We start from the raw sequence: 14370 nt of genomic DNA, 5'->3' as shown, positions 1-14370 counted from the left end.
TGTTTTTTAGTTAACAAAAAATCTACGGGTTGATGCAGAAATATCGCGTATGTAAATTAGGTTGATTTCTGCTTGACCTAATGCAATAATTACGCTTGAAAAACGAGTACTTGTAGCAAAATACGCTGTGTAAATACCACCATTATACGTTAACTTATCTAACGCATAAGGCGAAAGAATGTTTAACAATACATCGCGATTAGCATCTGTATCAATTTCAATAATCAACGGTTTTTCTTCAGTTTCATCAACCGTATTGGCAGCTTCATTGTATTTACCGTTTTTCAGAAAAATTACTTTGTCTGATATTTTTTCAACCTCATACAATTGCTGTGAGCTTAAAATCAACGCAATAGGATTATTTATAGAATTGGCAATGGCTTTTAAATCTTCTAAAATAATTTGCTGAGCCAAAACATCTAAATTCGCCAAAGGCTCATCTAACAATAAAATTTCAGGCTTACGTAGTAATGTGCGCGCTAACTCAAAACGCATTTTGTAACCTGATGATAATTCGCTCCACTTTAAATGCTTGTAGTTCCAAAGTCCTAACCTTGCTACCATTAACAATACACGCGTTTCAATTTCCTCTGGTTTTTCGCCATAATTAGCTAAAACAAAACGCAAATTATCCATTAAACTACCGTACCATTTATCCGTACGTTGCGGTATGTAAATAAGTTTGGTACGTAAATCATACGTATTGTTTACTTTGTTGGTAAAACTATAATCTAGTGTACCTTGTGTTTGCGCAATTTCTTTGGCTAAAATGCGTAATAACGTAGTTTTACCATTACCGTTTTCGCCTACCAAACCAAATACTTGCCCTTTAGACAAAGTAAGTGAAATAGGTCCTAATGAAAACTTTTGCGATCCGTAGCTTTTGGTAATATCTTTTGCTTGCAAAACAAAGCTAGTATGGTTGTTTTCTGCAACAGCTACTTTACCCACTTTTACTAGTAACTCTTTTGCTTTGGTAATAAAAGCATCGGTTTGTGTTGGGTTTTTCTCTTTCCAATCGGTTAAGGCAATGGCTTCTTGATACAAACTCATATCTTGGGTATCTATAACGCAATCAAGCATTTTACGAAAACCTAACAAAATATCTTTATTGTCAAAAAAGTGCATTACCTCTTGCACCCTTAATTCGTGTTTTGTCATTCTTAGCATTTTTATGTAAATGTAAAAATATCTTTTACATAAGCATTATAAATCAATAAAATATAGATTCATTTATTTTTTGTAAGTTTAAATCGTGAAAAAAAAATCAACTATTTTAAATGAGTAAAAAAATTAAAGCCATTAAATGTCCGCAATGTGGCAGCACCAAACAAAAAGCAATTGACGAAGAACATTTTCAGTGTTTAAACTGTGGTACTGAGTACATTATAGACTCTGAAGATATTAATATTAACCACAATTACAACTACAATAACGCCCCAACACCACCCGTAAATACCAAAGCTTTAGGTTATATTTTTGGTGCCGTTATTGGGGTGCCTTTGCTTATTTTTTTAATTACATCGTTGTTTTCTACGGCCGATAAGACCATAAAAGATGTTGTTGTTAGTAAAAAATACACTTGGGAGAACGCTACAAAATCGAAAGTTTTTGCTGATAAAAACGGAAATCTGAAAATGTTTTTCGCAGGCGATATTGATTATATATCAGGCAATGGACGTGATGCTGATGTTTTAGGTAAATTATATTGGGGCGTGTATGATGTAGCATCGGGAAAAATGGATCAAATCAATCAATTTCCTGATATTCAAACACAAGGCTTTTTTTCTGGTTTAGATTTTGAAATGGAAAAATTTGATGACGGCAATATTTATTATATTGTTAAAGAATCTAAAGTTTTTGTTTACAATACCCAATTAAACTCGTTTACAAACATTACTGACGATTTAGAAAAAAACATTCCACAATTAAGAGCAGGTATTGGTACCATAGAGTTTGAAAATTATTTACATGCTTTATTAATAACATCAAACACAGGTAAAAAAATCACTTACTTTCCTTCCACAAAAATACATCTTCAAGATTTTAAAGTTTATGATGAGCCTACAACCGATTTTAAAGAAGGTACATTGCAAACTTGTTATATTGAAAGTTCATCAAACCCTGGTTATGTTATTAAATACGAAGCTTTAAGAAAAGCAGGATACCCAACATACACACGTCCAACATTTAATGTTTCATTTAATGCAAACGATGAACCTACTAAAGTTAGTTCTCATAATTTAGATCACCATTCCTTTATAAAATCATACAAAATATTAAATACTGAAAACAGACAATACAAATTACAAGTTTTAGACTATAATCAAAACACTGTTTTAACAGCCTTTAAAAACAGTATTCAGGAAGGTGAAAAATACCACTTTCAATTGTTAGATGGTGATGGAAATATTAAATGGAGCTATAAATCAGATTTTAACCATGTGTTTGAAGAAAGTTGTTATCTTTCTCCAAAAAACGAAGCGGTAATAGATGTGAACAGAAGATATTTATGGTTTGATGCTAATGGAAAATTGAAGAAAGATTTAAAAATAGAGGATATTACTTTTGATATAAAAAAATAGTTATGAACAACAACAAAACAGTAGTACAATGCCCCGAATGTGGTTCTAAAAAAGTAAAATATTTAGACGATAATATGTTTCAATGTACAAATTGTGACACCACTTTTTATGTTGAAACCAATCAAACTACCGTAAAACACAAACACACATACAACAATAATCAGCAAACGCCAGTTACGCCAATTAAAACTTCTAAAATTTTACTTATTGTCGGTCTATTAATAGCTGCTTTTAGTTTCATTTTTATTATTCCGTTGTTGTTTAGCTCTAAAAACGATAATGATTATGGTTTTGATGCCAAAGAAAACACAAAAGCAGGCGGCTATACTTTTAATGTAATGGGGTCTGTACCTTTTATTGATGCCAGCAAAAGCTTAAAGGTGTTTGTTTTTGGAAAACCAAATGCCAGCAGTTACGAAAATAAAAAGTACGACAATACCGTTTTCTGGGCTGTTTACGATCCATTAAAAAACACTTACGATCAAATTAATCAATTAAAAGTAGATTACGCTAGCAATTCTATAGCTTTTGGTGGAAGTTGTTTTAGATTTGACGATGGCAATGTGTATCTTATTTACGGCGAAAGTATCCTGTTTAAATACGATGTAACAACTAAAAACGTTCAATCGTTAAACGAAGAAATTATTGCTAATGTAAAAGAATTAAAAAGCGGTATTAAAAAAATTGAACGTTCATCGCACAAATTTTCTGCCTTTGATATCGTTTCAAATACCAATAAAGAAGTAGCGTATTTTCCGATATCAAAAATTACAAATACCAACAATTTTGATGTAACGCGCCAGAAACAAAGCTATCCAAATGACAAACCTGCTACGTTTTTCTTTCAAACAGATAGCGAGCCGTCATTCTTAGTAAAATACAATGCAACCTACAGTATGGGGTATCCGTTTTGTTTTGACCCTAACATTGGTGTTGCTTTTGATGACGATGAAAACTTTGTAAGTGCATCATTCAGCAGTTATTGGGTAACCGCTTCTCGTTTAATTGACATGAAAGTATTAAACACAGAAAACAAGGTATACGATATGACGGTCTTAGATTTTCGAGATGATATTGTAGCCTTGGGCGTTAAAACCAACAACGGTGAAAACGATAAATTTCATTTACAATGGCTTGATTATAACGGCAACTTACTATGGTCTGCCCCATTAGATGCTACAGGTTTATATGATTTAAGTGGTGCCATTAGCAAAGAAAAAGGCGTTTTATTTTCGCCTTGTTGCGAAGATTATTTATATTACAACAACAAAGGAAAATTAGTTAAAAGCTTTAAAATAGACGAAATTCCTTTTAATTTAGATTAACCGTTACCACAATAAAAAACAAATGCTATGTTAAAAAAATTCTTCAATAAGCAGCTGGCCAGCGTTATTGAGTGGAAAAATCCACAAATCAATGCGTTGCTGTATAAATTTCCATCAACCCACGATGAAATTAAAGATGCCAGCAAATTGATTCTTGCGCCAGGGCAAGGATGTGTTTTGGTTTACGAAGGTAGAATTACCGATGTATTAACCGAGTCTAACATCTATAATTTGGCAACAGATAATCATCCGTTTATTACTACTTTACTTAAGATTCGTCAGAACTTTGGGAGTGAGCACAAGCTAAAAATCTATTTCTTTCGTACCGCAGAAGTAGTAAATCAGTACTGGGGCACAGCATCGCCTATCAAATACATCGATGCATCGTACAACCTGCCTATTGAACTAGGTTTAAACGGTAACTTTTCCTATAAAATAAACCAACCGTTGTTTTTGTTTAGCGATGTTATTGGTGCCCAAGACAATTACTCAACAGACCAAATGAAACAGGTAATTACAGAGCGTATGATTAGTAAAATACGCAGCGTGTTTGCCCAACAAAAGTATGCGTATAATGTAATTGATGCCGAACTTACCAACATTGCGCAAGAAGTTGCGCAACAATTAAATATCGATTTTGAAAGTTTAGGCTTGCAAATTACCAACTACAATATTACCGGAACACACTTTGACGATGATACAGTAGAACGCATTGGACGCATTGCTGATATTACAGCCGATACCTCTGCTGCGCAGCAAGCTGGTTTAAGCTACGTAGAAATGGAAAAGCTACGAGCTTTGCGTGATGCTGCTCAAAACGAAGGTGGTTTGGCAGGTATGGGCGCGCAATTGGGTGTTGGTATGGAAATAGGAAAAATGTTTGGACTAGAAAAAAACCAACTAACTACCAAGATAAGCGAAGAAAACAGCGATACTTTTGAAAAATTAAAGAAACTAAAAATCTTGTTAGATGAGCACATCATTACCCAAGAAGAGTTTGATGCTTTAAAAAAACAATTGCTTAACAACCTAAATATATAAGCTTATGAAATATGTAATTGCTTTTATACTAACCCTTTTAGTATTGGTAACCCTAGCCTATTTTGTACTACAAATTTGGGATATTAGCTTATTTACCCCACAATATCTAACCAAAACATATACAACTATTGGTATTTTAGGTGTAGGTGCTGTAGTACTAACCTTAATTATTGCTTTCTTTTTTGGAGGTAATCGTAGCCAGTACAACAAATCGGCTACAGGTGTAGCACAAAAAAAGTTATAAAATAGCTGGTAGATGGTACGTGTAAACAAAACCATCTACCACTATATAATTAGTATTCTTCTTGCATTGATTTTTCAATTCTTCTATCAGGTATTAACCAAACCAACGCTATAATTGCATAAATAGCTATAGCTACTTCGGTTATAAAGAACGATGCTACTATACCCAAAATATAGGCGATACTAGAACATATTTCCTTTACATTTTTGCGCATTGACTGTGCAATAACCGATTCTTTTCCTTCTTGTTTTACTGCTACTTTCTCAATAATAGCAAAAGAAATGCTGCTCATAAAAAGTACAAAACCGTAAAAAGCAACCGGAAAAGTAGCATCATAGTTCTCACCCATCCAACCTGTTGATACGGGTAACAATGACAACCAAAACAACAAATGCAAATTACTCCATAAAATGCCACCGTTTACTTTTTTAATTGCCTGAAACAAATGGTGGTGGTTATTCCAATAAATACCTACATAAATAAAGCTAAACAAATAGTTTAAAAACTTAGGTATGTAAGGTTTTAAACTCATAATATCGTCTCCAAAAGGCACTTTTAAATCAAGCACCATAATGGTTATAATAATGGCTAACACACCATCACTAAAAGCTTCTAATCTACTTGTTGTCATATTCCAAATTTTTAGTAAATGTATTCCTTTTTAGTATGCAAAAATCATAATCTAAAACAATAAATACTACGGTTTTAAACATACAATTCTTCTTTAAAATTAATATCTAATCTCAGATACCTTATAGATAATCTAAAAACTGGTGTATAAAATATAATCTTCTCATAATTCAACACCTAAAAATACATAACAATTAGTTACAAAAATCTAATTTACATTAGTAGTCATCCTTTATACTTCGGTAATTATACCTAGAAAAAAAAACAGGTAAAATTACGCATATTCCATTTCCTTGATTGTAATACATTTACTATGGATTTGTTGTTGATTAACGACAATCTTTATCGTTTTTAACTCAAACACTTAAACTTGTTGTTTATCAAAATTTAGAATACTATATGAAAAAACTTTACTTAATTTTTTATTTGTTGTTAATAGCTACGGGTATTTCACGGGGACAAACTCCTGTGCCCACCAGCAACTACACCACGCAGTTGTTTAGCACGCCAAGTACGGCTACTGTAGTCAATTTGCAGGTAAACGAAAGCAATGTATCGTGGTACACCACTGCTACGGGAGGTACTGCTTTACCAACTAGCACGTTACTCACGGACAATACTACGTATTACGGCCAGCAAACCCTAAACGGTGTTGCAAGTGCTCGTTTGGCACTTTCGGTTAAGTTTATCAGTCCCAATACCCAAACGTTTTGTAGCACTGCTACGGTAAGTAATTTAGCAGCTACGCCAAGTGCAGGTGCTGCAGCTCAGTGGTACAATGTAGCTACAGGCGGTAGCCCACTAGCTGCCAACACCCCTTTAAACTCGGGTACCTATTACGTAACGCTGCCTGATATTACTACTCCTACCATTAGTACATTCATTCCTTCTGTTGGATTGCCTTGGATGATGGAGCGATTAACAGACGGGACGGTTTTGGTACGTAATACTGCTCAAAAATTAGAGCGCTACAGCAACACAGGTACTTTGCTCAACATCTTTTATACTGCGAATGATAGAGTAAAAGGAATCAAACAATTGGCTAACGGTAGTGTTTTAATCGGATTAGAGGGTGGAACCATTATCAAAACGAATGCAGATGGCAGTAATCCTACTACTTTTGCTACTGGTATTTCTGTTCCAAATGACTTTGCAGAACTAGGAAATGGAGATATATTAGTCACAAGTGAAACTGCAGGGAAAGTTGTAAAACTCAATGCCAATGGGAGCATCATTGCTCCAAATTTAGTAACAGGACTGTCTGGCCCTGTAGGTATCAAACAGAGCAGCTCGGGCAAAATATGGATAGCAGAATGGAGCGGAAGTAAAATAACGCAATGCGATGCCGATGGTTCCAACAAAATCACACTGATATCCAATATTGCAAATCCATTGGATATACTGGAATTGCCCAATGGGAAGATCGTGGTTTCCACTACCAATGGATATGTATACCAATACAATGCCGATGGGAGCAATCAAGTTGCCTTAGCTTCCGGTTTGGGATACCTTGGTGGTTTAGTAGCATTAACCCCAAATGAACTCCTAGTTAGCTCTTTAAATCAAAACAAGGTGTACAAACTTACACTCTCTACAAGGTACAACCGCGTACCGGTACAGGTAAATGTATCTAATATTACAGTAACAACTTCACAAACCAATGTCTCTTGCAATGGAGCAAACAATGGTTCGGCTATAGTAACTCCAAATGGTGGAACTTTACCCTATACTTATAATTGGGCCCCAAATGGTGGCACAGCTGCAACTGCTACAGGACTTTCACCAGGTACGTATACAGTAACCATCACCGATGCAAACAGTTGTTCTACAACGAAATCGGTTACCATTACAGAACCATCTCCTTTAGATATTATTCCAACAGGCGCTACTATTTGCTCAAATAATTCGGCCATTTTAACAGCTAGTGGAGCCGATGAATATTATTGGTACAACCAAGTAACTGACCCTACACCAACCTATGTAGGGAATAGCTTTACCACTCCTGCTTTAAATTCCAATACTACGTACTATGTTCAAGGAGGTAAGGCTACACAACCAAGAAATTTACCAACTGTTTTTACTGGCGGAAATAATCATAGAGGTAATATGATGGATATTACTGCTGTAACCAACTTAACGATTACTTCATTTGATGTTTCTCCAATGGGTAATACTACAGTAGCTGTATATTATAAAACAGGATCTTATGTTGGTTATGAATCTAATACCTCTGCTTGGACATTACTAGGAAGTGCTCCCGTTATATTTACTGGTAGTCCTGTTACTATCAATGTAGGAAATTTAGAGATCCCTGCAGGAGCTACATATGGTTTGTATATTACATCAACCAACTCAAGTGTCTCTTTAAATTATACTAATGGGTTAACACCAACCATTTATGCAGATGCTAACATTCAACTTGCAACGGGTATTGGTTTGGATTATCCTTTTACAAATGGCAATCAAATTTATAATGATAGAATTTGGAATGGTAGAGTCAATTATAAAATAATAGATTGTTATAGTCCACGCAAACCTGTTAATGTAAATGTTAGTGCAATAACTTTAACAACATCGCAAAAGAATGTAAGCTGCAATGGAGAATCTAATGGAAGTGCAACTGTAACGCCAACAGGTGGAATAGGATCTTATACCTATTCGTGGACTCCAAGTGGTGGTACAGCTGCTACAGCTAACGGTTTAACTGCAGGCTCTTATACAGTAACAGTAACTGATACTAAAGGTTGTTCAGCAACTGCAACTGTAATTATTACAGAACCTGCTATTGTAGCGGCTCCTGCAATGGTAAGCCCTCAAAACTATTGCGGTAGCACACGTATCCAACAACTGCAAACACCTACCAACTCAAGTATGGTATGGTATGAAACACCTACAGGAGGAACTCCTTTATTAGAGTTTACTGTATTACAAACAAAAAAATACTATGCAGCACAAATTATAAATGGTTGTGAAAATATAGTTAGAACTCCTGTTGATGTTGTAATAGATGTTGTTACACCTCCATCTGTAAATGGAAGTACAACTGTATTCACCGAAGGCAATTTTACAGGATTCAATACAGATGTGGTATACGATGGTATAGATTATACTTCTGTAACAAAAGACTTTGATGGTGTTTTAGGATATTTAATTGCTGATACTGCTAAATTAAATGGATCTCAACCAACACGATATTTACCACAGAATAGAACAATATTAAGTCAAAATATTATTGGCCTAACATACAAGTTACAGCCTTATAACCAAAATAATAGCATGCAACTTACAAGCAGCACTACTAATGGTAGTTTGGTGCTAGCTACTCCGTCTATTAATATTAAGGATATTCATTTGTTAGGTGCTGGCGGTAGTGGTAATACAACATTTAATGCAACCGTACATTTTACAGATAGTACATCTGAAACTTTTTCAAATACAACATTAAATGATTGGTTCCATAGCGCAAATCCTGAAATTGAAGGTGTAGGTAGAATTTGGTCAAATAAAATAGAAAATTTCACAACAAATCCAAGACTTTATAAAGCATCCCTTAGTTTAAGTAAGTCAAATTACAATAAAACTGTGGCTGATATCTCATTTACACATATTTCAGGCGGAATCTTAAATATCATGGCGGTAAGTTTAGAACACGTTGAAGAAATAAGTCTATGTACAACAGCAGCTACACTCGCAGATGCATCTGTAACGGGTGCTAATCTAAAATGGTACGATAGCGTAAACTCAACAACGCAATTACCAAATACTACTTTAGCAACTGATCAAAATATTTATTATGTAAGCCAAACAATAAATGGATGTGAGAGCTTAAAAAGGGCCGTTTTGATTCACCTAAAAAACACACCTGCACCAACAGCCGCAGATCAAGCGTATTGTATTGCTGAAAATAAAACCGTAGCTGATTTAGTTGTAACAGGAACCAATGTCAAATGGTATGCTAACGCAACCATCACAACACCATTGAATCCTACAGATGTATTAACAAACAGTACTTATTATGCTACGCAAACAGTAAACGGATGCGAAAGTGTATCTCGTACGCCAGTTGTAGTAACCATTCACAATACACCTGCACCAACAGCCGCAGATCAAGCGTATTGTATTGCTGAAAATAAAACCGTAGCTGATTTAGTTGTAACAGGAACCAATGTTAAATGGTATGCTAACGCAACCATCACAACACCATTGAATCCTACAGATGTATTAACAAACAGTACTTATTATGCTACGCAAACAGTAAACGGATGCGAAAGTGTATCTCGTACGCCAGTTGTAGTAACCATTCACAATACACCTGCACCAACAGCCGCAGATCAAGCGTATTGTATTGCTGAAAATAAAACCGTAGCTGATTTAGTTGTAACAGGAACCAATGTTAAATGGTATGCTAACGCAACCATCACAACACCATTGAATCCTACAGATGTATTAACAAACAGTACTTATTATGCTACGCAAACAGTAAACGGATGCGAAAGTGTATCTCGTACGCCAGTTGTAGTAACCATTCACAATACAGCTGCACCAACAGCTGCAGATCAAGCGTATTGTATTGCTGAAAATAAAACCGTAGCTGATTTAGTTGTAACAGGAACCAATGTTAAATGGTATGCTAACGCAACCATCACAACACCATTGAATCTTACAGATGTATTAACAAACGGTACTTATTACGCTACGCAAACAGTAAACGGATGCGAAAGTGTATCTCGTACGCCAGTTGTAGTAACTATTCACAATACAGCTGCACCAACAGCTACCGATCAAGCGTATTGTATTGCTGAAAATAAAACCGTAGCTGATTTAGTTGTAACAGGAACCAATGTTAAATGGTATGCTAACGCAACCATCACAACACCATTGAATCCTACAGATGTATTAACAAACAGTACTTATTATGCTACGCAAACAGTAAACGGATGCGAAAGTGTATCTCGTACGCCAGTTGTAGTGACTATTCACAATACACCTGCACCAACAGCTACCGATCAAGCGTATTGTATTGCTGAAAATAAAACCGTAGCTGATTTAGTTGTAACAGGAACCAATGTTACATGGTATGCTAACGCAACCATCACAACACCATTGAATCCTACAGATGTATTAACAAACAGTACTTATTATGCTACGCAAACAGTAAACGGATGCGAAAGTGTATCTCGTACGCCAGTTGTAGTAACCATTCACAATACACCTGCACCAACAGCCGCAGATCAAGCGTATTGTATTGCTGAAAACAAAAAAGTAGCTGATTTAGTTGTAACAGGAACCAATGTTAAATGGTATGCTAACGCAACCATCACAACACCATTGAATCCTACAGATGTATTAACAAACAGTACTTATTATGCTACGCAAACAGTAAACGGATGCGAAAGTGTATTGCGTACGCCAATTGTAGTAACCATTCACAATACAGCGGCTCCAACAGCCGTAGATCAAGCATATTGTATCGCTGAAAACAAAAAAGTAGCTGATTTAGTTGTAACAGGAACCAATGTTAAATGGTATGCTAACGCAACCATCACAACATCATTGAATCCTACCGATGTATTAGTTAGCGGAATTTATTATGCTAGCCAAACTTTAAACGGATGCGAAAGTGTATCTCGTACTCCGGTTGTAGTAACCATTCACAATACAGCGACTCCAACAGCGGTAGATCAAGCGTATTGTATTGCTGAAAACAAAAAAGTAGCCGATTTAGTTGTAACAGGAACCGATGTTAAATGGTACAACAGTGCTACAGCAACTACACCATTAAACGCTACAGATGTATTAGTTAGCGGAATTTATTATGCTAGCCAAACTTTAAACGGATGCGAAAGTGTATCTCGTACGCCAGTTGTAATAACCATTCACAATACACCTGCACCAACAGCCGCAGATCAAGCGTATTGTATTGCTGAAAACAAAAAAGTAGCCGATTTAGTTGTAACAGGAACCAATGTTAAATGGTATGCTAACGCAACCATCACAACACCATTGAATCTTACAGATGTATTAACAAACGGTACTTATTACGCTACGCAAACAGTAAACGGATGCGAAAGTGTATCTCGTACGCCAGTTGTAGTAACTATTCACAATACAGCTGCACCAACAGCCGCAGATCAAGCGTATTGTATTGCTGAAAACAAAAAAGTAGCTGATTTAGTTGTAACAGGAACTGATGTTAAATGGTATGCTAACGCAACCACAACAACACCATTGAATCTTACAGATGTATTAACAAACGGTACTTATTACGCTACGCAAACAGTAAACGGATGCGAAAGTGTATCTCGTACGCCAGTTGTAGTAACCATTCACAATACAGCTGCACCAACAGCTGCAGATCAAGCGTATTGTATTGCTGAAAATAAAACCGTAGCTGATTTAGTTGTAACAGGTACCGATGTTAAATGGTACAACGGTGCTACAGCAACCACACCATTAAATACTACCGATGTATTAGTTAGCGGAACTTACTATGCTAGCCAAACTTTAAACGGATGTGAAAGTGTATTGCGTACTCCGGTTGTAGTGACTATTCACAACACAGCAGCTCCAACAGCGGTAGATCAAGCATATTGTATTGCTGAAAACAAAAAAGTAGCCGATTTAGTTGTAACAGGAACCGATGTTAAATGGTACAACGGTGCTGCAGCAACCACACCATTAAATGCTACCGATGTATTAACAAACGGTACTTACTATGCTAGCCAAACATTAAATGGATGCGAAAGCGTATTGCGTACGCCAATTACAGTAACTATTCACAACACAGTAGCTCCAACAGCCGTAGATCAAGCATTTTGTATTGCTGAAAACAAAAAAGTAGCTGATTTAGTTGTAACAGGAACTAATGTTAAATGGTATGCTAACGCAACCATCACAACACCATTGAATCCTACAGATGTATTAACAAACGGTACTTATTACGCTACACAAATAGTAAACGGATGTGAAAGTGTATTGCGTACACCGATTAAAGTAACCATTTACAACACGTCAGCACCTACAGCAATAGCAACTCAATCATTTTGTGGTAATCAAGTTAATAACGTTAGTAATCTACTTGCACTAGGAACTGCTGTTAAATGGTATAATGCTTCAGTAGGAGGTAGTTTATTAAATGCCACTGATCTATTAACAAACAACACTATCTATTATGCAACACAAACATTGAATGGCTGTGAAAGTATCTTACGTACTGCAGTAAAAGTCGTATTGAATGATGTAATTCCTATCACATCATCAGCAATTACTGTTTGCGCTGGTACTAGTATTGGTCAGGTTAAAATAGATACTTTTAATGCGGGAGAATTAAAATGGTACAGTAGTTTAACCTCACCAAATCCACTAAGCACCACTACAATACTTACTGCAGGTACTTATTATGTTAGTACTTATACTAATAATGGTTGTTTGTCTGATCGAAAACTAGTACAGGTTACCATCATCAATCAAGTACCACCAGTTATTGTAAGCAATCAAACATTTTGTGGTGCAGCTGAAGTGAAAGATTTAGTAGCCCAGACAACAGTTGGTGCCGTAATTAAATGGTATAGCTCGTTTACTTCTACACAACCATTAGCACCGAATACACCATTAGCTAACGGTACATTTTACGTAGAACAACAAGCAGGTATGTGTAGTTCTGTAAGAACAGCTGTAGCAATTAGGGTCATATCACTAACAGCACCTATTATGAATAACGTAGTATTGTGTAATGGTGCAACGGTGAATGATATTCCAGCAAATCAAACATCACCTAGCCAATATATTTGGTACATAAATAATACAACGACAACACCTTTGCAAGGTACCCATGTTTTAAGTAGTGGGGTGTATTATGTAGCCAATAGTCAAAATGGTTGTATATCTAACAGAGCGCAGGTATACATTACCATCAATGCAAAACCAAATATACCAACAGGTAATAGCATACAAACCTTTACGAATAACGCAACAGTTGCCAATTTACAAATGAATGAAACCAATATAATTTGGTTTGATAGCTACGTAAATGCTGTGAATAATGCAAATGCTCTTTCTAAAAATCATATCTTACAAGATGGAGCAACCTATTATGCGGTACAAGTAGGTCCAAATGGATGTTTTAGTGACCCAATAGGTATTAAAGTGGTTATTGTTCTTGGAACAACTGATTTTGATTTAGCTTCATTAACCTATTACCCTAACCCTGTTGATGCTATCTTAACCATACAGTACATCGAGCCAATTCAAAAGATTACTGTATACGATGTGTTAGGAAAGCGCATCATGCAAAAAGAGTTCAACAGCAATGAAATAAAAGTAGATTTTTCGCCTTACAGTATGGGAACTTATATGGTACGAATTGAAACCGTTAAAGGCTCTCAATTTATTAAAATTATTAAAAAGTAAAATTTCACTTTCATTAAAAAGCTCCTTTTTCAAGGAGCTTTTGTATTATCATTTGCAAAAAAAGTAACATACAATGTACATTAAAAACAACAAAGCCTTATCATTTAGATAAGGCTTTGTTTATGTTTATAGTTAC

General features: G+C 35.6%; 7 protein-coding genes. 5 read left to right on the top strand and 2 right to left on the bottom strand.

The features are described 5' to 3' along the window. Positions 1 to 6 precede the first annotated feature (6 nt). Positions 7 to 1161: an ATP-binding cassette domain-containing protein gene (locus H1R17_RS07235; RefSeq protein ID WP_163430341.1), complete on the bottom strand. Its 1155-nt coding sequence runs from the start codon at positions 1159 to 1161 to the stop codon at positions 7 to 9. Positions 1162 to 1280: 119 nt separating this feature from the next. Between H1R17_RS07235 and H1R17_RS07230 the strand changes: the two genes are divergently transcribed. The 4 genes from H1R17_RS07230 to H1R17_RS07215 are packed head-to-tail and all read left to right on the top strand — an operon-like array spanning position 1281 to position 5195. Then, positions 1281 to 2585, top strand: a complete 1305-nt coding sequence (locus H1R17_RS07230) for a hypothetical protein (protein WP_163430342.1) — start codon at positions 1281 to 1283, stop codon at positions 2583 to 2585. A 2-nt stretch (positions 2586 to 2587) separates the two neighbouring features. Further along, positions 2588 to 3910 carry a hypothetical protein gene (locus H1R17_RS07225; RefSeq protein WP_163430343.1) on the top strand — a complete coding sequence of 441 codons (1323 nt, stop codon included), beginning with the start codon at positions 2588 to 2590 and terminating at the stop codon, positions 3908 to 3910. A 27-nt stretch (positions 3911 to 3937) separates the two neighbouring features. After that, positions 3938 to 4951 carry an SPFH domain-containing protein gene (locus H1R17_RS07220; protein ID WP_163430344.1) on the top strand — a complete coding sequence of 338 codons (1014 nt, stop codon included), beginning with the start codon at positions 3938 to 3940 and terminating at the stop codon, positions 4949 to 4951. A 4-nt stretch (positions 4952 to 4955) separates the two neighbouring features. Then, entirely contained in the window at positions 4956 to 5195 is a 240-nt protein-coding gene (locus H1R17_RS07215) for a hypothetical protein (protein WP_163430345.1), read from the top strand. A gap of 49 nt (positions 5196 to 5244) precedes the next feature. Here the strand turns inward: H1R17_RS07215 and H1R17_RS07210 are convergent, their stop codons facing one another. Then, the gene (locus H1R17_RS07210; protein WP_163430346.1) at positions 5245 to 5826 is read right to left on the bottom strand and encodes a TMEM175 family protein; all 582 of its coding nucleotides are present in this window, start codon (positions 5824 to 5826) and stop codon (positions 5245 to 5247) included. A gap of 398 nt (positions 5827 to 6224) precedes the next feature. On the opposite strand from H1R17_RS07210, the gene H1R17_RS07205 reads away from it, so the two are divergent. After that, on the top strand, positions 6225 to 14234 hold the full coding sequence (locus H1R17_RS07205) for a T9SS type A sorting domain-containing protein (protein WP_181729212.1): 8010 nt from the start codon (positions 6225 to 6227) through the stop codon (positions 14232 to 14234). Positions 14235 to 14370: the final 136 nt, after the last annotated feature.

Origin of the sequence: Flavobacterium sp. xlx-214 (assembly GCF_013874595.1) — a bacterium.
Classification (GTDB): domain Bacteria; phylum Bacteroidota; class Bacteroidia; order Flavobacteriales; family Flavobacteriaceae; genus Flavobacterium.
The sequence above is the reverse complement of the archived record's forward strand: the minus strand, read 5'-3'. Positions and strand labels throughout refer to the sequence as shown.